General features: G+C 30.5%; 19 protein-coding genes and 1 tRNA gene. 15 read left to right on the top strand and 5 right to left on the bottom strand.

Translation table 11 applies throughout. The features are described 5' to 3' along the window. Positions 1–3: 3 nt before the first annotated feature. The 13 genes from fdh3B (at position 4) to ACKGJI_RS10465 (ending at position 10951) form a co-directional block, all read left to right on the top strand. Positions 4–612, top strand: a complete 609-nt coding sequence (gene fdh3B / locus ACKGJI_RS10525) for a formate dehydrogenase FDH3 subunit beta (RefSeq protein ID WP_458700262.1) — start codon at positions 4–6, stop codon at positions 610–612. 16 nt (positions 613–628) lie between these two features. Beyond that, a complete protein-coding gene (locus ACKGJI_RS10520; protein WP_458700261.1) occupies positions 629–1528 on the top strand; it encodes a formate dehydrogenase subunit gamma in 900 nt (299 codons plus the stop codon). Positions 1529–1628: 100 nt separating this feature from the next. Further along, the gene (gene fdhD / locus ACKGJI_RS10515; RefSeq protein ID WP_458700260.1) at positions 1629–2420 is read left to right on the top strand and encodes a formate dehydrogenase accessory sulfurtransferase FdhD; all 792 of its coding nucleotides are present in this window, start codon (positions 1629–1631) and stop codon (positions 2418–2420) included. Beyond that, the gene (locus ACKGJI_RS10510; protein WP_458700259.1) at positions 2417–3169 is read left to right on the top strand and encodes a winged helix-turn-helix domain-containing protein; all 753 of its coding nucleotides are present in this window, start codon (positions 2417–2419) and stop codon (positions 3167–3169) included. Before fdhD ends, ACKGJI_RS10510 begins: the two co-directional genes overlap by 4 nt. Before the next feature lies 1 nt (position 3170). Then, positions 3171–4118, top strand: coding sequence for a tungstate ABC transporter substrate-binding protein WtpA (gene wtpA, locus ACKGJI_RS10505; RefSeq protein WP_458700258.1), 948 nt, complete (start codon positions 3171–3173; stop codon positions 4116–4118). 7 nt (positions 4119–4125) lie between these two features. Beyond that, complete coding sequence (locus ACKGJI_RS10500; RefSeq protein ID WP_458700257.1) at positions 4126–5106, top strand: ABC transporter ATP-binding protein; 981 nt, start codon at positions 4126–4128, stop codon at positions 5104–5106. Continuing rightward, positions 5103–5873: an ABC transporter permease gene (locus ACKGJI_RS10495; protein ID WP_458700256.1), complete on the top strand. Its 771-nt coding sequence runs from the start codon at positions 5103–5105 to the stop codon at positions 5871–5873. The genes ACKGJI_RS10500 and ACKGJI_RS10495 overlap by 4 nt, the downstream gene beginning before the upstream one ends. Positions 5874–5907: 34 nt before the next feature. Beyond that, positions 5908–6093: a sodium-dependent tyrosine transporter gene (locus ACKGJI_RS10490; protein ID WP_458700255.1), complete on the top strand. Its 186-nt coding sequence runs from the start codon at positions 5908–5910 to the stop codon at positions 6091–6093. A gap of 246 nt (positions 6094–6339) precedes the next feature. Beyond that, complete coding sequence (gene yedF, locus ACKGJI_RS10485; protein WP_458700254.1) at positions 6340–6927, top strand: sulfurtransferase-like selenium metabolism protein YedF; 588 nt, start codon at positions 6340–6342, stop codon at positions 6925–6927. Beyond that, positions 6927–7958, top strand: a complete 1032-nt coding sequence (gene selD, locus ACKGJI_RS10480) for a selenide, water dikinase SelD (RefSeq protein ID WP_458700253.1) — start codon at positions 6927–6929, stop codon at positions 7956–7958. The genes yedF and selD overlap by 1 nt, the downstream gene beginning before the upstream one ends. Positions 7959–8022: 64 nt before the next feature. Continuing rightward, on the top strand, positions 8023–8445 hold the full coding sequence (locus ACKGJI_RS10475; protein ID WP_458700252.1) for a FecR family protein: 423 nt from the start codon (positions 8023–8025) through the stop codon (positions 8443–8445). Further along, entirely contained in the window at positions 8445–9044 is a 600-nt protein-coding gene (locus ACKGJI_RS10470) for an OmpA family protein (RefSeq protein ID WP_458700251.1), read from the top strand. The genes ACKGJI_RS10475 and ACKGJI_RS10470 overlap by 1 nt, the downstream gene beginning before the upstream one ends. 5 nt (positions 9045–9049) lie before the next feature. Further along, positions 9050–10951: a CHASE2 domain-containing protein gene (locus ACKGJI_RS10465; RefSeq protein WP_458700250.1), complete on the top strand. Its 1902-nt coding sequence runs from the start codon at positions 9050–9052 to the stop codon at positions 10949–10951. Between the two features lie 2 nt (positions 10952–10953). Here ACKGJI_RS10465 and ACKGJI_RS10460 read toward each other — a convergent pair whose 3' ends face one another. Then, the gene (locus ACKGJI_RS10460) at positions 10954–12105 is read right to left on the bottom strand and encodes an MFS transporter (RefSeq protein ID WP_458700249.1); all 1152 of its coding nucleotides are present in this window, start codon (positions 12103–12105) and stop codon (positions 10954–10956) included. 126 nt (positions 12106–12231) lie between these two features. Between ACKGJI_RS10460 and thiI the strand changes: the two genes are divergently transcribed. Further along, complete coding sequence (gene thiI / locus ACKGJI_RS10455) at positions 12232–13692, top strand: tRNA uracil 4-sulfurtransferase ThiI (protein WP_458700248.1); 1461 nt, start codon at positions 12232–12234, stop codon at positions 13690–13692. A 55-nt stretch (positions 13693–13747) separates the two neighbouring features. On the opposite strand, the gene ACKGJI_RS10450 is transcribed toward thiI, so the two are convergent. The 4 genes from ACKGJI_RS10450 to ACKGJI_RS10435 form a co-directional block, all read right to left on the bottom strand. After that, positions 13748–15271, bottom strand: a complete 1524-nt coding sequence (locus ACKGJI_RS10450; RefSeq protein ID WP_458700247.1) for a DUF3369 domain-containing protein — start codon at positions 15269–15271, stop codon at positions 13748–13750. A gap of 12 nt (positions 15272–15283) precedes the next feature. Then, the gene (locus ACKGJI_RS10445; protein WP_458700246.1) at positions 15284–17602 is read right to left on the bottom strand and encodes a sensor histidine kinase; all 2319 of its coding nucleotides are present in this window, start codon (positions 17600–17602) and stop codon (positions 15284–15286) included. Positions 17603–17887: 285 nt separating this feature from the next. Beyond that, positions 17888–17985 (bottom strand) — tRNA-Sec (locus tag ACKGJI_RS10440). A 117-nt stretch (positions 17986–18102) separates the two neighbouring features. Next, positions 18103–18582 (bottom strand): Rossmann-fold NAD(P)-binding domain-containing protein, encoded by a 480-nt coding sequence (locus ACKGJI_RS10435; RefSeq protein ID WP_458700245.1) that lies wholly within the window; start codon positions 18580–18582, stop codon positions 18103–18105. 19 nt (positions 18583–18601) lie between these two features. On the opposite strand from ACKGJI_RS10435, the gene ACKGJI_RS10430 reads away from it, so the two are divergent. Then, positions 18602–18901, top strand: a complete 300-nt coding sequence (locus ACKGJI_RS10430; protein ID WP_458700244.1) for a helix-turn-helix transcriptional regulator — start codon at positions 18602–18604, stop codon at positions 18899–18901. Positions 18902–18903: the final 2 nt, after the last annotated feature.

Below are 18903 nucleotides of genomic sequence, written 5' to 3'. Positions count from 1 at the left end.
GAAATGAGTAATAATGAAATGTCAAGAATGAAATTTTATTGTGACGAAGAGAGATGTATAGAGTGTAATGGTTGTAGTGTAGCATGTGCTGATGCTCATGAGCTTCCAACAGGAGTTTCAAGAAGAAAAGTTGTAACTCTTAATGAGGGTATTGAAGGAAAAGAATTTTCAACTTCAGTAGCTTGTATGCACTGTACAGATGCTCCATGTGAACAAGTTTGTCCAGTTGATTGTTTTTATATCAGAGAAGATGGAATTGTTCTTCATGATAAAGAGATTTGTATAGGTTGTGGTTACTGCTTGTATGCTTGTCCTTTTGGTGCTCCACAGTTCCCAAGAGATGGGGCTTTTGGAACAAAAGGTGCTATGGATAAATGTACAATGTGTGCAGGAGGTCCAGAAGAAACTAATAGTGCAAAAGAAAGAGAACTTTACGGACAAAACAGAATTGCTGAGGGAAAAGTTCCTGTGTGCGCTGCTATGTGTTCTACTAAGGCTCTTTTAGTTGGCGATGCTGAAGATGTATCTAAAATTTACCGTGCAAGAATTGCAGCAAAAGGCAAGGGTGTTCAATCTGCTCCTTATGGCTGGAGTAAAGCTTACGGTGGATGATAAAAGGAGCAAGGTTATGAAAAAATATTTGTTTATCCTTGTTTCAACTTTATTGTTGGCATCAGTCGCTTATGCGACTGATAGCCAGATATGGGGAGAGGCTAGAATACGAAATATCTTTGGATATGGACAGGCAGAATCACTGAAGCTAGGACCGCTATTTACAATGTTACAGGCAAACTATTTTGCTCAGATATTTTTAGCATTATTAGTAGGTGTTCCAACTGTTTTTTTACTTCATTATATTGCAGTAGGACCAAAGGTCTTTTCTCATGATGGTAAAAAGGTTTATGCTTTTAGTATTTTTAACAGAATTGTTCACCAAGTAGCGGCTATATCTTTTATAGCTCTTGTTCCAACTGGGTTTATCATGACTTTTGGAGATGAATTTGGTGGTGGCGAATTTGTTAGAATGATGAAAGATTTACATGGACTTGCAACTATAACTTTTGCTATCGTTGTAATTCCAATGTTTTTGATGTGGATAAAAGATATGTTACCAAGTTTTGATGACATAAAATGGATGCTCATACTTGGGGGATATTTATCTAAAGTTAAAAGACCAATTCCAGCTGGTAAGTTTAATGCTGGTCAGAAGATGTGGTTTTGGTTAGCAACTATTGGTGGTATGATCATGATTTTAACAGGTGCTGCTATGTACTTTTTAGATTTTGATATTGCCATGGTAAAATCTATTACTGGATTATCTCAGATAGATTTATTAAGACTAGCTGCTATTGTTCATGCTTTTGTTGGTATGGCTGTTGTAGCTCTTTTCTTTACTCATATATATATGTCAGTATTTGCAATCAAGGGTGCAATACATAGTATAATTACAGGGTATAAAGAAGAAGAAGAAGTTAAAATACTTCATAGTTCTTGGTATAAGAAGTTGAAAAAGCAGGGCAAAGTTTAAACTTCTTAAAATTTAGCCTATAACATCTATTAAGGTGTTGTAGGCTATTATTTTGTATTAAAATATGCCATTTTAGCATATTTATAAATGGAGAAAATCAATGAGCATGGTTTTTAAAACTAAAGTAGTTAAGATAAAAGATGGAAAAAAATTTGAAGTTGAAGATGAAGTAATAAGAGAGATAAAGCTTACAATTTTTGTAAATGGCAAAAAAGTTGGGGCTTTGATGAGTGTTCCTCTTGATTTGAAAGAATTAGCAGTTGGTTTCTTGATGAGTGAGAGTATAATCGAAGATGTAAATGATATAAAAGATATTGAATTAAAAGATATAGATACAAAAAATTTTGAAGTTTATATTGATGCAATTGTAAATGAAAAAAATATTGAAAGATTAGATTTAGAAGGGGTTATAGTTAGTGGTTGCGGAAGAGGAGTAAGCACTCAAATCTCTAAAATTGCAATTGATGCAGCTATTATGAAAGATGAGTTTAAAATCAAAGCTGACTTACTTTTTAAAGAGATGGCAAAGTTTTATACCCAGTGTCCTTTATATGAGCAAACTGGTTGTGTTCATACGGCAAAAATTTATTTTGATGAAGATACTTACTTCATAGGAGAAGATATAGCTCAACACAATACAATAGACAAAGCTGTTGGAAAAGCAAGATTGGCTGGAATTGACGTTAGTAAATGTTTTTTAATGGTAAGTGGAAGATTAAGTTCAGAAATGGTAGCAAAAGCAGTAACTCACCAAATACCAATACTAGCATCTCGCACAGCTTCTACATGTAGAGGTGTAAATATAGCTGATAAATTTGGATTGACTCTTATAGGATTTGTAAGGGGTGAGAGGATGAATATATACAGAAATCCACAAAGGATAGAGATATGAAATTAAAAGATTTTATTAGCGAGTATCTAAACGAGGAAGGCAAGCTTGATTGTAAGGATGCCTATAAGATTTCTGCTAAAAGTAAAACTCCAATTGGCGAAGTTGGAGCTTGTGCAAAAGATATGGGAGTGCGAATAAGTGCATGTGAACTTGGTCAATTTGGAAAGTTAAAAGGAACTGGAGAGTATTCAAAAGAGGCTGAAGATAGATTAACTCCACTATTAGATGAAAAAAACAGAGTTACATGTAAAGAAGCAAGAGCAAGTGCAAGTGGTTTAGGATTAAAAAAGATAAGAGGAACTATAAAAGAGAAAAACTTTGATGTAACGTATTGCGAACTTGGATGTTTTACCAAGAAGAGACGCTCAAGATTGTATCTTAAAACAAAAAGTTGGATAGAAAATGAAAATGGCGAGCTGTTATTTGGTAAAGGAAAAACTGAGATATTAGAGCTTATTGAACAAGAAGGATCCATTGCAAAAGCAGCTGAAAAACTTGGAATGAATTATAAAAAAGCTTGGACTCATGTAAAAATTTTGCAAAAAAATTTAGATGATGTTTTGGTTGAATCTCATAAAGGTGGTGGAGAGCAAGGAGGAAGTAAACTAACTCCTAAAGCAAATGATTTTATTGAAGGTTTTAAGCAACTTCAAAAAGAGGTTGAAGAGTATGCAAATGAGAGATTTAAAGAGCTTTTTTTAAAGCCCCGTAATAAAAGAGAATTTAAAGATTTAAAAGAGGAGAAATAAATTGAAAAGGCTAATTGTAGCATTTGGTTTAATAGCAACACTAGGTTTTGCAAAAGATAAGATAGTTGTTTTTCACGCAGGAAGTTTAAGTGTTCCTTTTGGAGAGATTGAAAAAGTATTTGAAGCAAAATATCCCCAGTTTGATGTTTTAAGAGAAGCAGCAGGAAGTAGAGCATGTGCTAGAAAGATAACAGATGTTAAAAAACCAGCTGATGTTATGGCAAGTGCAGATTATAAAGTGATTGATAATCTTATGATTCCAAATAATGCAAAATTTAATGCACAATTTGTTACAAATGAGATGGCAATAACATATACACCAAAGTCTAAATTTGCAAATGAAATAAATGAGAAAAATTGGCCAAAAATATTTTTAAGAGATGGAGTAAAAGTAGGTCATTCAAATCCAAATATGGATCCTTGTGGTTACCGCTCAATGTTAGTTACAAAATTAGCAGAAAAATTTTATAAAGAATCACATTTTTATGATAAACTTTTTGGTTATGGCGAAAGTTATACAAATGGAGAAGAAAACACTAAAAAAGTAATTGTAAGACCAAAAGAAACTGATTTATTGGGGCTTTTAGAAGCTGGTATGTATGATTATCTTTTTATATACAAATCAGTTGCAGCTCAACATGGACTAAAGTATATAACATTACCACCAGAAATTTCACTAAAAAGTGCAAAATATAAAGATATTTATAAGCAAGTTAGCTTTAAAATCAATGGCAAAAAACCAGGAACTTGGATTACTAAAAAAGGCTCACCTATGGTTTATGGCATAACAGTTGTACAAAACGATAAATCTCCAATCAACAAAGATGGAGCTGTAAAATTTGTAAACTTTGTTTTAAGCAGTGAGGGACAAGCCATCATGAAAAAAAATGGGCAAGGTGTTATAAATCCTCCAATCATTACAGGCGATGCCTCGATATTAGATAACTAGGTATCAAATGAGTCTATTTGAGATAAATAATTTATCATACAATCTTAAAAATTTTTCTTTACAAGACATAAATTTTAAAGTAAATGAAGGTGAATATTTTGTTCTTCTAGGGCAAAGTGGAAGTGGAAAAACTCTTCTTTTAGAATCTATTGCAGGGTTTAATAAAATAAAAGGTGAGATAACTTTCGATAACAAAGTTATCTCAGATTTACCACCAGAAGATAGAGAGATTGGTTTTGTGTATCAAGATTTTGCTCTATTTCCAAATATGAGTGTAAAAGAAAATATTATGTTTTCTGCAAAATATAAAAAGATAGAAAACAAAGAAGAAATACTGCATGATTTGGCTGATTTTTTGGGACTTATGCCCTTGTTAGATAGAAAGATTGATAATCTCTCAGGTGGAGAAAAACAAAGAGTTGCGATTGCAAGAGCTCTGTTTTCTAAGCCTAAGATTTTACTTTTGGATGAGCCATTAAGTGCTATTGATCCTACTTTTAGAAATTCTATTATGAAGTTTTTAAAAGAAATCCATAGGAAATACAATCTTACAACTATACATGTAACGCACAATTTTAGAGAGGCTAGTTTTTTAGCTGATAGGATTGCGATAGTAAAGAAAGGTAGAATTTTACAAGTTGGAATTACAAGCGAAGTTTTAAATGCTCCAGCTAGTATAGAAGTGGCAAAATTTTTAGGATTTAAAAATATACTTCCAAGTTCAATTTTAAATGAAAAAAACGATAAACTTTTTAGTGTAGATCCAAATGCGCTTTTTATCTCAAAAGAAAAACCACCTACTGATTTTGTATTTGAAGGAAAACTAGAAGATTGTATGGGCATTATCGATCATTATAAAGTATTTGTAAGAGTTGGAAATGAACAGTTTTTTGCAAAAATTTTAAAAAGAGATTACCAAGGTTGTTATGCACATAGAGGTGAGAATGTGTATGTAGGTTTTAATAAAACAGATGTGAGTTATTTATGATAAGAGGTTGGTTTTTATATATTTTAATGTTTTTAGGGATGATAATCCTGCTTTTTTTGTCAGTTCCTTTGGTAAAAATAATATTCGGCAGTGATTTGGCTATGCTTTTAGAAGCTTTAAAACAAAAAGATGTGATTGGCTCAATTTGGCTTACTATGAAAGTCTCATTTTTTGCTATGATTTTTGTTTTATTTACTGGGCTTCCTCTAGCTTATATCATAGCTAGAAAAAATTTTCTAGGTCGCTCTTTTATAGAAGCTCTTATTGATATTCCTATCATGATACCTCATACGGCAGCTGGAATTGCTCTTTTGATGGTTTTTGGACAAGGAAGCATTGCTAATGCATTTGAAAAAATTGGCATTACATTTGCAGAAAATGAGATGGGCATAATGATAGCTATGATGTTTTTATCTTCTACATTTCTAATAAACGGTGCAAAAGAGGGGTTTAAAAAAGTTGATATTAAGCTTGAAAAAGTTGCACGCACTCTTGGAGCAAATCCTTTGCAAGTTTTTTTAAAAATCTCAATTCCAAATGCCAAAAAAGATATCATAAATGGTGCATTGATGATGTGGGGAAGAGGACTTGGAGAGTTTGGTGCAGTTGTGATTTTGGTATATCATCCTATGACAGCTCCAGTTTTGATTTATGATAGGTTTACAACATATGGTCTTAGCTACTCTGCACCAGTTGCAGCTTTGATGATAATGCTTTCAATCATTGTATTTTTAAGTGTTAGGTTTGTAAATAATAGATTAAAGTAGTATAATACGAATAAAAAATTGTAAGGGTTGTAAAATGTTTGTTAAACTAAATGATAGGGCTTATTTAAATATCGATAAGATAACACGCCTTAAAATAGATGAGGTGCAAGATGGTATTAGAATTCGTTTTTACGAAGGAGATAAACAAGTTGCAAAATCTCAAAAATTTTCTTCTGTTAAAGAAGCAAATGATTGGATTGAAAATAATTTAAACAAGTAAAAGGTAGCTCAAGTTTAAGTTTTATATCAAATTTTATTTCATTCTCAAAAATGCTTCCTGCATTTTTTGCGAGGCTTCGGACTATTTGTGCATCCTAACACAAATGAACGTCCTTAGAACCAATAAAATTTGATATAAAACTTAAACTTGATTAAAATTTACCTTACCCCCCTCTTTTTTAGACTCTAGGATAGAGTAACAAAAACTACGAGATAACTCGCATACAAAAAACATATTGGAGTAAAAATGAAAATAGATTGTAGAAATCTGGCTTGTCCAGAACCAGTAATTCAGACAAAAAAAGCGCTTGATTCACTTCCTGATGATTCAATTTTAGAAGTTTTAGTAAATGCTAAATCATCAGTAGAAAATGTAGAAAGATTTGCTAAAAAAGGTGGCTTTACAGTAAGTTATGAAACTAAAGGCGAAGATACCCTAATCACAATTGTTAAAGGTTTTGCTTGTGGCATACCTACTAAAGAAGATAAATCAGAGTTTTTAGATAAAGTCGTATTTATTAAAGATGATAAGGTAGGAGAAGGCGAGCTTGGAAGTAAACTTGTTGTTGGTTTTATAAAGAGTATATTAGAACTTCCAAAACTTCCTAAAACCTTGATTTTTGTAAATAAAGGTGTACTTTTAACAACAGCTGATGAAGATAGTGAAATTATAAATATTTTAAAAGAGATAGAGCAAAAGGGTGTTGAAATTTTTTCTTGTGGTGTTTGTTTGGACTTTTATAATGTAGCAGATAAATTAAGAGTTGGGATGGTTGGAAATGCTTATGGAACTGTTGAGAGTTTAGTAAATAGTGAAGGAACTATATCGTTATAATGGATAATAAACATAAATTAACCAAGTTTGTCAAAGCTGCAGGTTGAGCAGCCAAGTTGGCTCCGGGTGAGCTATCACATGTAATTGGTGGGCTTGATTGTAGTGATGATAATCTAGTGGTAGGAATTGATACAAATGATGATGCTAGTGTTTACAAGCTAGATGAAAACAGAGCATTAGTTCAAACGGTTGATTATATAACTCCTGTTGTGGATGATCCTTTTGTGTATGGTCAAATTGCAGCTGCAAACTCTTTAAGTGATATTTTTGCTATGGGAGCAGATGTACTCACGGCTATGAATTTAGTAGGCTTTGATGGATGCAATCACCCTAAAGAGGTTTTAGGTGAAATTTTACATGGAGGATTATCCAAAGTAAAAGAGTGTGGAGGAGTTTTGGCTGGTGGTCATACGATAGAAACTCCTGAGATGACTTATGGTCTTAGCGTTAGTGGATTAGTACATCCTGATAAAATCTTTAGAAATAACACACCAAAAGCTGGAGATGTTTTAATCCTTACTAAGCCATTAGGACTTGGGATTTTAACAACTGCAATAAAGGCTGATATGTTAGAAGATAGCAGTGTAGAAAAAATTGCTCAAATTTTAGCTCAGTTAAACTTCAAAGCATCATTAATTGCAAGAGATTTCAATGTAAGTGCTTGTACTGATGTTACAGGTTTTGGTCTTGCCGGACATGCTTATGAGATGAGTGGAGGAAAGTTTACTTTAGAATTTGATTTTAACTCAATCCCAATTATCGAAGAAGCTAAAGAGATGGCAAGTATGGGTATAATCCCAGCTGGAACTTATGCTAACAAAGATTATGTCTCTTTACATGTAGAGGCAAAAAAAGAGTATGAAGATGAAATCCTGTTTTTTGATGCACAAACATCAGGAGGACTTTTAATCTCAATAAATCAAAAAGAAGCACCAGAGCTTTTAAAGAGATTGAAAAATGAAGGATATGAAAACTCTTCAATTGTTGCAAATGTAAAAGAGTTTGAAGGAAAGTCTATCAAATTAGTATAACTTAAGCTGTTATTGCACCTAAGATATATTATAATAAGCGATAATATTATCAAAAGGAGCAGTAATGGCTAGGATTCTTTTAACATTTTTTTTAATGCTTTCGTTTACTTTTGGTGCAAATGTTGCGATAGTAAAAAAAGCAAATGGCGAAGTTTTTGCTAAAAGAGGCGAAAAGTTAGAGAACTTATCTGTTGGAGATAAGCTTCAAAATGGAGATATACTAATCACTAAAGCTTCAAGCAGTATAGGTGTTTTATTTGATGATGGCACAGCACTTTCTCTTGGTTCAAACAGTTTACTCTCAATTGATAAATATATATTTAAACCTGCAAAAAATGAGTTTGATTTTGATATAAATATGAAAAAAGGTTTAGCATCTTTTGAATCAGGTAAGATTGGAAAACTAAAACCAAGTGCAGTAAAGTTTAGAGTTCCTGAAGGAACTATTGGCATAAGAGGCACTAAATTTTATGTGGAGGTGAAGTGATGGAAGTAGCAGTTATTGGAACATGGATAGTTATGTTAGTAGCTTCACTTTTAAATAGTGAACCAAAAACAACTGTAGTTTTAGTTGATAATAACAAAGATCACAATGCTATAGTAGTACAAACAAAAGCTGGTTCAGTTGAGATTGATAAAGTTGGTGGGTATGTGAGTCTAGACTCCAAAGATAAAGCTCCAAGTGAAATCAAAATCATGAGTAAAGATGAGATAAATAAAAAGTTTGATAGTGTTATAAAAGCGGCTGCTCTTCCTCCTGTTGAAGTTAATCTGTACTTTAAAAATAACTCAAATGAATTAACTGATGAATCAAAAAGTAGATTGCCTGAAATCCTTGATATGATACAAAAAAGATCTCCTTGTGATGTAAATATCATAGGACACACTGATACAAAAGGCTCAAGCAGTTTCAATGAAAAACTTGCTTTAAAAAGAGCAAAATATGTAAAAGATTGGATTTTATCTTCTGGGGTTAAATTAAATAACTTAAAAGCTGAATCCTATGGAGAAAATGATCTTTTAGTACCAACAGCAGATGATGTATCAGAGCCTAAAAATAGACGAGTTGAAATTTTTATAAAATAAATATAATGAAAAATACAAAAGTACTCTTTATTTTACTGGTTGTACTAGTATTGAACATTTTTTTATTTCGAATGATAGAGTACTTTGATTATAAAACATATGATATTTTAAGTAGTTTTGACAAACAACAAAAGGGCAATACAAGTTCAGTAGTTATCGTAGATATAGATGAGAAGAGCTTAGTTAGGCTTGGACAGTGGCCTTGGTCTAGAGTTATTTTGACTCAGCTAATCAATGAAATAAACAGTGCAAATCCAGCAGGTATTGGACTTGATATTTTATTTCCGGAGAGAGATAAAACATCTCCTTTGGTTCTAAAAGAATTTTATAAACAATATTTTAGTTTAAATCTTGATATCAAAGGACTTCCTAATAGTCTATTTGATAATGATATGATTTTTGCTCGCGCACTTAAAAATGCAAATGTTACTTTGGGAGTATATTTACAAGATTCAAATCAAAATAAATCTGAGTGTGATTTGAGTAAAAATCGTATAAAAGTGATAGATGATTCTTTTGTAACATATAATTCAAAAAATATTCTGTGTAATCTAAGTGAAATTCAAGCTTGTGCAAATACGATAGGTTTTATAAATTCTTCAGTGGATAAAGATGGGATTTTTAGAAGAGTACCTTTGTTTATAAAATATTTTGATAATGTTGTACCTACCTTAGGATTAGCAACACTATCAAGTCTAGAAAATATAAAGCTTGATAAAGATAATATTGATTATCTTGGCAATTCCCTTAAAATTGGTCCAAATTCTGAAGTTTTGTTGAAATTTTATGATAAATCTTGGTACAAGAGAATCTCAGCAGTAGATATATTTACTGCTGATGTTGATAAAAAAATGTTATCAGGTAAATTCATCTTGATAGGAACATCAGCAGTTGGTTTACATGATAGATTTATAGCAACTGGCGGTAGAAAAATAGCTGGTATTGAAGTTCACTCTACACTCATAGACAATATCATTTTAAATGATTTTAGACATGAAATTAAAAATTTAAAACTGTTTAATTTTATCTTAGCAAATATATTTTTAATTTTATTATTTTATCTTTTATACAAAAAACGCTATATTTCATTTTTGAGTACTTTTTTATCTATACTTGTAATTTTTTCTTTTATTTCATACATGTATATAGTAAAAAATGTATATATTTCATCTGCATATTTTTTAGCTCCATTTGTGATAGGCTTTGCACTTATGAATTTGTTTTCTATCATTATGAGTTATGTAGAGAGAAAAATATTTGATAAAGAGATTATGAAAGCTCACTCTTCAGTACTAGATAGTATGTCACTGGTTGCAGAGAGTAGGGATGCTGAAACAGGCGCACATATAAAAAGAACAAAAGAGTATTCAAAGCTTCTTGCAAGTTATTTAAAGGATCAAGGTATATATACTGAGATTATCAATGATGAGTTTATTGAATTGATTTATAGAGCAAGTCCTCTTCATGATATAGGTAAAGTTGGTATCCCAGATAATGTACTTAAAAAACCTGGGAAGCTTACATATGAAGAATTTGAGATAATGAAAGAGCATCCAGTAATTGGTAAGAAAATTTTGGATAACGCATTAATAGAGCAAAAAGATAACAAATTCTTAAAGATTGCAAAAAATATTGCATACTATCATCATGAAAAATGGGATGGAAGTGGCTATCCCTTAGGCTTAAAAAAAGAGCAAATTCCACTAGAAGCACGCATAATGGCACTATCAGATGTATATGATGCTCTAATAAGTAGAAGAATTTATAAAAAAGCTTTTGATTATGGGGAAACTGAAGAGATTATCATAAAAGGAAAAGGAACACATTTTGATCCACTCTTAGTTGATGCATTTTTTCAAATAAAAGATAGATTTAAACAGATTGCCGATAGAATCAAAGAAGAGTGAGTTTATTCTTCTTTGATATATTTAGTTAAAAGAAATGCAGCTGGTATACATCCTAGAGCTAAAAGAGTAAAAACACTGTAAGTTGTATCTAACCCAAATATATCTCCCATACCACCAACACAAAAAACTACAAGGGAGCTAACTCCAAAATTTATACTCATATACATACTGTTCATAAATGTAGGCATATTTGATTCTGTATCTTGAACTGATGCCATTAAAACTGGACCAGTTGAGAGCAAAAATAGACCTATAAAAGAGAGTAAAAATATACTTTGAAAGTATAAAAATGCTCCCATACTTATAACAAGCCCTATACTAGATATCAAAAGAGTATTTTTTCTTCCAATTTTATCTGATATATTTCCAGAGACCAAAGTTCCTAATACTCCAAATCCTTGCAGAATACTTAGTGAAATTCCAGCATACCAAAGAGATTCTCCATGATTTACCAAATAAACAGGTAGATAAAGTGTAAGTGCACTTTTAAGTCCAGATTGAAATAGTATAAATGAGCCTAAAACTATAAAAAAAGGTGTGAATTTTTTTAAAAGTTTTTTCGTATCACCTTTTTCTTTTGGTTTTCTAGGAGGTCTTGTTGTTTCATAATCTTTTAATTTTACATAAAGTATCAATGAAGCAATTAATCCAAGAGGAAGAAGTTTATAGATTCCTTCTAATCCCCATAGTGAAACCCCAGCAGTTGCGATTAAAGGTCCAAGAGTTCTAGCTAGCTCACCTCCAACCATAAAAAAGCTCATACCAGTGCCTGTTTTATCTCCAGAGCTTTCTTTGATCATAGTGGGACTTGGTACATGAAAAAGTGCAGCACTGATTCCTGCTACAAATAACAATATAAAAAGAACTATATATGAAGTTGTTAAACCAACTAAAGACATACTAAGAGCAGTGATAAAAGGGGTTAATATTACAAAATATTTAACACCGGTTTTTTCAGCAATCAGACCAAAGAGTGGATTTAAAAGAGATGGTACTCTTCTTGCTATATCTAGTAGAGCTGCGCTTGATAGACTCATACCAAGCTTCTCTATTAAAAGTGGAAGTAGAGGGGCTAAAAAAGATGAGTAAATATCATGTGCAAAATGTGCAAACGAGATGGTAAATACTTTTGATTTTTGAAATTTTTTATTCATACGGTATTATATCTTATTCTAATGATAATTTACTTAAATACATTCAAGAAAATTTTAAAAAATCACCATACATTAGGAAAGTTTTAGGATATAATTGCACTTAAAAAATAAGGTTTAAATATAGCTATGCAAAAATCACAAAGAACTACACAAAAATTTATCATAAAGTTTTTTTCAGAAATCATGGTTAAAGGAAATACAGCTAGGAAACAAATTACTGGTCATTTATACAATAATATTATTGATATGTTAAGAGTAATATCTAATGAAATGCAGTTTAAAAAATTTTCTGACAAAATCGAAGTTGTATGTCCAATTGAGTTTGTAGTAGAAACAAGGCAAAAACTCTTAAATACTCCAGGAATTGAGCTATTGCTAGAGGCATTACAGTTTGATGAAGTTACTTCATTGGATATGATAAAAGAGATAGTTAATGAAAATATGAAGCATACTATCCAAAATAAGTCATTTGTTATTAGAGCAAAGCGTACTGGTAAACATGACTTTAGATCTCCCGAGATTGAACAAACTGTTGGTGGCTACATGCTAGCCAAAAATAAAACAAGTAGAGTTGATTTGCATAATCCAGAAAAAACTATATATATTGAACTGATACATAATCAGTTAAATATAATAACCCAAAAATATAAAGGTTTAGGAGGATATCCTCTTGGTTCTCAAGGTGAAATTTTATCTTTGATGTCTGGTGGGTTTGACTCAACTGTTGCTAGTTATCTTGCTATGAAAAGAGGTTTAAAAACTCATTTTATATTTTTTAATCTAGGTGGAATTGCACATGAAATTGGCGTGAAACAAGTAGCATATTATCTTTGGGATAAGTTTGGATCTTCTAGTAGAGTAACTTTTACAACTGTTCCATTTGATGATGTAGTCACAGAGATATTTCGCTCTACCGGTGAATCTTACATGGGCGTAACTCTTAAAAGGCTTATGCTAAAAGCTGCTCAAAGCATTGCAAATAAACTTGGTATAGATGCTCTTTTAACAGGAGAGAGTATTGCTCAAGTTTCAAGCCAAACTCTTCGTAATCTTGCACTTATAGATAAATCAGTAGATATGCTTGTTATTAGACCACTTGCAACTATGAATAAATCAGATATTATTTCTATAGCCAACGAGATAGGTACTAGTCGTTTTGCAGAAAATATGCCAGAGTATTGTGGTGTAATTTCTAAAAATCCAATCACACACGGCTCTTTTTCTAGGATGGAAAAAGAAGCTGAAAAATTTGATTATAGTGTTTTAGATAAAGCAGTGCAAAATGCTGTACAGATAAAAGTTGATGAAATAGTAACTGATATTAAAGATATAGGACAGCTAGATATTGTAAGTGATGTTTCAAGTGGAGATTACACAATCATAGACATAAGAGCAGAAGATGAGTGCATAAAAGCCCCATGTGAAATTATAAAAATACCTTTTTATAAACTAAAGAGCGAATTTTTAAAACTTCCTCAGAGCAAAGAGTATCTTTTTTACTGCGAAAAAGGAATTCTAAGCCAACTTCACGGACAGTATCTAAAAGATGAATTTGATTGCAGTAATATAAAAGTATATAGGCCTTGATTAACAAGCTCTTTAATTTCTAAAGTAGTGGAAAAATTATAAGTATTTTGTTAACTTAAGACTGATACTTTTTTTGAATTTGAATAAATTCGTCTATATTTTCAAGAAAAAGCTCGGTCATTTCAGGATCAAACTGTTTTGCTTTTTCCTTTTCAAAATATTTTATAATCTCTTTAATTTCCCAAGCATCTTTATAGCATCTTTTGTTATAAAGTGCATCAAATACATCAATAACACTTATTAGTCTTCCAAAAACAGATATCTCTTCACCTTTTAATCCATTTGGATAACCATTTCCGTCCCATCTTTCATGATGTTCTAATGCAACAATAGAAGCGTGATTTAGAGTAGGTTTATCTGTGCCTTTTAATATTTCATATCCTATTGAGGTATGAGTTTTAATAACTTCAAATTCTTCTTTTGTAAGTTTTCCTGGTTTTAAAAGGATACTATCAGAGATACCAATTTTACCAAGGTCATGCATTGGAGATACTGTTTGCAAACATTTTGCCTCTTTTTCACTCAATCCATATTTGGTAGCTAATAAGTATGACATTTTAGAAACTCTTTTGATATGATAAGGATCATCAATATAGCGTTTTTCAACGGCATCCCCAAGTATTTCGATTAATGATCTTTGTGTTTCAAAAATATCCATATTTAGTCTTATGTTATCTAGCCTTGTGCTAGAATGTTTAAAAAACATTTCAATTAAACTTTTATCTAGGGCACTTAATGTTTCGTAATTTTCTATATATATGATATTTGATGTATTATCATCAATTTTTAAAAAACCAACAAAGATATTATCTTCAAAATAAATTTCCTTATTTTTAATAACCAAACTGATTATGTTTTTTGTATCTTCTTTTATATCATCAAAGTTATTTAATTTGCTAAATTTTCCAGTTGATTCTATGATATTGTATTGTGCATTTTTTTTCTCAATATTAAGACCATTTAAGTGTTCAACTACAATAGAGTTATGATTTATCTTTAAAAGTGATATGATTTGAGTTAAAATCCCTTTGATAAAAAGTTGTGATGAGATTATATTTTGTGAGTCGTCTGAAGATTTAATCACTTTTTGTAAGCCTTTTTTTGCTATTTCTAAGGCATTCAGAGTTTTATAAGTCCTAAGAGAAGTTACAATAGTAGTAATAAGTTTTTTTGAAGTAAGTTCAGTTTTTTCTTTGTAATCATTGATACCATAGTTTATAACAACTTCAGCTTCAGGAGCAGAACCAGGTTGTCCTGTTCTTAGAACAATTTGAATAATATCGTTTTTTAACTCTTCTCTAATAATTTTAACTATATTTAATCCTGCATCATCACTATCCATAACAACATCTAGTAAAATAAGAGAAATATCTGGATTTTCTTTCAAAATTTTTATGGTTTCTTCTGTGTTAAAAGAGCTTAGAAATTCTAATGATTTTCCATCATATCTAAAATTTTTCAAAACCGATTTTGTAAGAGTGTGGACATCTATCTCATCATCAGCTATTAAAACCTTCCACCTATTTGAAGGTAATGTAGTTTTATTTTTACCTTTTTTTATTAAATTAAGCTTAGCCATTTTTTGTCCTTATTAAACATCTTCTTCTTTAAACTTGATAGTAAAGGTAACCCCAGCACCAAGTTTACTTTCACATTTTATCTGTCCGTTAAGCTGATTTACTATTATATTATAAATAATATTAAGCCCCAATCCTGTTCCGCCTTTTTTTCTATTTGTCGTAAAAAATGGATCAAATATTTTGTTTATTATTTTTTTATCAATCCCTTTTCCATCATCTTTGTAGATTATCACTACATCATTCAACTCTTTTTTTATCTCGATACTAATAGTTCCTTTTTGATGTTTATCATAGGCATGAGTAATTGAATTTATTATCAAATTTGTAATAATCTGAGAAAGTGAACCAGGATATGTTGTTACATGTAAAGAATCTTCACATATTATATCAATAGTTAAGTTTGTCTTTTTTAGGATGTTATTTAAGCTAAAAAGTATCTCTTGCATATACTTATTTATATTTATTTCTCTTTTTACATCATATGATTGATCAACTGCTATTTGTTTAAAACTACTAACTAAATTGGCTGTTTTTTTAAGATTTGTATTTATAAGTGATGCAATTTCACTTGAATCTTCTATGAAATTTTCAAAATCCTCTTCGCTTAGAGAGTCTTCATCATATTTTTTTTGAAGATTTTTAACTTCACTCAAAAAATGTGTAATTCCAGTTAAGCTAATACCTACAGGAGTATTTACTTCGTGTGCAACACCAGCAACCAATGAACCCAAAGATGCCATTTTTTCAGATTCTACTAGTTTATTTTGTGTATTTTTCAAATCTAAAATTGTTTGTTGTAACTCTTGTGTTCTTTGTTCAACCTTTTCCTCTAAATGAGTATTTAAAGTATGCAATTCTTTTGCTAATTGTTTTAGCTTTGTTATATCAAAAATAACTCCAATTATACCTGCAACTTTTCTGTTATCATAAAAAAGGTTTTTATAAAAAGTTAATTCTAGCTCTTTATTTTCACCTATTGGGTGTCTATTTTCATATTTTATACCTTTTTTAAATTTTATAAGCTCTCTATCTTTTTTATAGTGAATATCTGCTAGGTCATTGTCTAAAAAATCATACGAAGTTTTACCAACTATATCTTTTTTATCTTTATTTAAAAAAGTTTCAAAAGCCTTGTTGCAACCCAAATACATACCATTTAAATCTTTATAATAAATTGGAGCATTTACACTGTCTATTAAATCTTGTTGAAAGGCTAATTGTTTTGCTATTTCTTTTTCTGCTTTTTTTCTGCTTTTTATATTGATGAGTAAAATAATTATAAAAATCAATAATATAAAGATAAAAGATATAATGGCTATAAGTTGTTTTTTGTATTGTTCTAATATGGAAAAAGGTTTGTTTATGATATATGAATCTTTTGGTAAGTCATTTAGAGCGATGCTATGTTTTTTAAGCTGGCTATAATCGAACATATATCTGTTTGGACTATTATAAACTATGGGGATATCGTTTATATTTGTTCCATTTAAAACTTTTTTAGCCATTTTAGCAACTGTTTTACCTTGAAAGTACCCGCTTGTTAAGTACCCTCCTATTATGCCATTGTCTAAACTAAAATCCCAAAGTCCATACATTGGTACTTGTGAAATATTTGATATGATTTTTGTTGCTTTATCGTACTTTAGATATATACCATCTTTTGTTCTGAAAAAAATTGTAAAAAGTATAGCAGTATTTTTAGGTAGATTTTTAACCTTTGATTTTAATTCTTTTAATGTAACATTACTGATAAATTCAAATTTAATATTTTTATCTTGAAAATTTTGTATAGCTTTTTTTAATGCTTTTTTTATCTTTCTTCCCGTTGTAGTAGAATCTACAATAAGGTATATTTTATCTACATTTGGATGAAGCTTTTTTATAAGCAAAAAGTTTTTTGCTATATCAGCTTGTTCGTTTACACCCGATATATTACGTAAACCTTTTGTTTGCTGTTTTTGCAAGAAATTAACACCGCAAAAAAGAAACGGTATGTCTTTAAAAGTTATTTTTTTTAGCTCTTTTACAAAATTAAAAGCATTATCATCACTTGCTATTATGAGGTTTATAGGAATTTGTTTGTATTTATTGATATAAAATTTTTTTAAATTGTTTAAATAAGTTTTTGAATAAAATCTTTTAGTATCCATATACTCAATGTAAATGTGAGCATTGTTAAGGCTCAAAAACTCTTCAGATATTCCTTTTTGTATGTCACTGGTCCATTTATATGTAGAATCATATGAATGAAGAATTAAAATATTTTTGATGTTTCCAGCAAAAGCGGAGTAATTGAAAAAAAGAATGAATAAAATATAAACCAATTTCATAGTTCTATCTCCATTTCCCATTCTATCAAAAATAAATATTTGATAACCTGAATTTAAAAATAATTTTTTGTATAGCAACTAAAACTGTTAAATTTTGAAATAATGACTCTAAAAAAAGAAAAAGCAATAGCCCTAGTACATCCTAAAAATAGTGCTTCCATAAAGTGTATAGAAAAACTTGGACTTAGTTATGTAAAAGCTATCCGAAGTAATAGAGGTGAAAGACTAGTTTATTCTTTAGAATTTTAATTTATTTGGTATTAATACACGTGAGTGTGTAGAAAATGGCGAGAAGGTGTAGGAATCGAACCTACCTTCAGACGGTCAACCGCCCAAACATCGGGTTTGAAGCCCGTGCTGCCCACCAGGGTCAGATACCCCCCATTTGAGGATTTTAAGGTTAAGACAAATTTTTAGGTTAGTCATACCTAATAATTGGTTAAGAATTGTATTTAAAAATTACTTATATCTTGTTAAAGTTATAAGTAATTTTTTTATTTTTACAAAGTCCAATTAAATCCTGTCTTTTCTTCAGATATACTCCAAAGTTTTTTTGCTACTTCTTTATCTAGTGCAATAGGTAGTAGGGTTGATTTGCCTATTGGTCTAATTGTTTCAGATCGTTTTGTTGGACCATAAAATATTTCATCTTCTAAGCCATCTTCAGTGGTACACAAAACTTCAGGCCAAGATCCTTTTTGCGCTGATTGAAAGAAATGGAAAATCAGTTTAAGTGCAATTCTTGTTGCAAGTGGAGCATCTTTTCTAATTAGAGTTGTTTTTGAAGAACCAGGGTGACAAACATGAATTTGTACATTAAGATTTTTATCTTTGATTCTTCTTTGTAATTCATATGCAAATAGCATTAAAGCTAATTTACTTTGGCTATATGCATTGTTTGGATGATAGTTCTTATCAAAATTTAAATTTTCAAATTGGATTTTTTTTAGCCCCATCTTGTACGCTAAGCTACTTACCAATACTATTCTACCTTTGGATTTGTTTATTTTATCAAACAGTAAACCACATAAAATTACTATAAATGAAATAGCAAAATATGCAAGTATGAGTATACCAAGCTTACATAAAAACTTTAAAAAGGCAACCTCATTATCTCCAATGCAGTTTGTAAAGCAACTAAGGTTGCATAATGCACATTCTTTATTGTTGGAAGGTTACAATGTAAGTAGTGCAGCTTTTGAATCAGGCTATACAAATTTTGCACAGTTTAGTAGAGAATTCAAAAGATTGTTTAGATATTCTCCAAGGGAGTTAAAAATAGATAATTCAAAATTTTAAGA

The sequence above is a fragment of the Sulfurospirillum sp. 1307 genome, assembly GCF_054408545.1.
Note: the sequence above shows the minus strand (reverse complement) of the source record. Positions and strands in the feature narration are given on the sequence as shown.

Excerpts from the sequence above, each read along its gene's own strand:
- yedF (WP_458700254.1), top strand. The coding sequence starts at position 6,340 with ATGAAAATAGATTGTAGAAATCTGGCTTGTCCAGAACCAGTAATTCAG.
- ACKGJI_RS10465 (WP_458700250.1), top strand. The coding sequence starts at position 9,050 with ATGAAAAATACAAAAGTACTCTTTATTTTACTGGTTGTACTAGTATTG.
- ACKGJI_RS10500 (WP_458700257.1), top strand. The coding sequence starts at position 4,126 with ATGAGTCTATTTGAGATAAATAATTTATCATACAATCTTAAAAATTTT.
- ACKGJI_RS10470 (WP_458700251.1), top strand. The coding sequence starts at position 8,445 with ATGGAAGTAGCAGTTATTGGAACATGGATAGTTATGTTAGTAGCTTCA.
- ACKGJI_RS10510 (WP_458700259.1), top strand. The coding sequence starts at position 2,417 with ATGAAATTAAAAGATTTTATTAGCGAGTATCTAAACGAGGAAGGCAAG.
- ACKGJI_RS10450 (WP_458700247.1), bottom strand. The coding sequence starts at position 15,271 with ATGGCTAAGCTTAATTTAATAAAAAAAGGTAAAAATAAAACTACATTA.
- fdhD (WP_458700260.1), top strand. The coding sequence starts at position 1,629 with ATGAGCATGGTTTTTAAAACTAAAGTAGTTAAGATAAAAGATGGAAAA.
- ACKGJI_RS10445 (WP_458700246.1), bottom strand. The coding sequence starts at position 17,602 with ATGAAATTGGTTTATATTTTATTCATTCTTTTTTTCAATTACTCCGCT.
- ACKGJI_RS10495 (WP_458700256.1), top strand. The coding sequence starts at position 5,103 with ATGATAAGAGGTTGGTTTTTATATATTTTAATGTTTTTAGGGATGATA.
- ACKGJI_RS10475 (WP_458700252.1), top strand. The coding sequence starts at position 8,023 with ATGGCTAGGATTCTTTTAACATTTTTTTTAATGCTTTCGTTTACTTTT.
- fdh3B (WP_458700262.1), top strand. The coding sequence starts at position 4 with ATGAGTAATAATGAAATGTCAAGAATGAAATTTTATTGTGACGAAGAG.
- ACKGJI_RS10490 (WP_458700255.1), top strand. The coding sequence starts at position 5,908 with ATGTTTGTTAAACTAAATGATAGGGCTTATTTAAATATCGATAAGATA.
- thiI (WP_458700248.1), top strand. The coding sequence starts at position 12,232 with ATGCAAAAATCACAAAGAACTACACAAAAATTTATCATAAAGTTTTTT.
- ACKGJI_RS10520 (WP_458700261.1), top strand. The coding sequence starts at position 629 with ATGAAAAAATATTTGTTTATCCTTGTTTCAACTTTATTGTTGGCATCA.
- ACKGJI_RS10460 (WP_458700249.1), bottom strand. The coding sequence starts at position 12,105 with ATGAATAAAAAATTTCAAAAATCAAAAGTATTTACCATCTCGTTTGCA.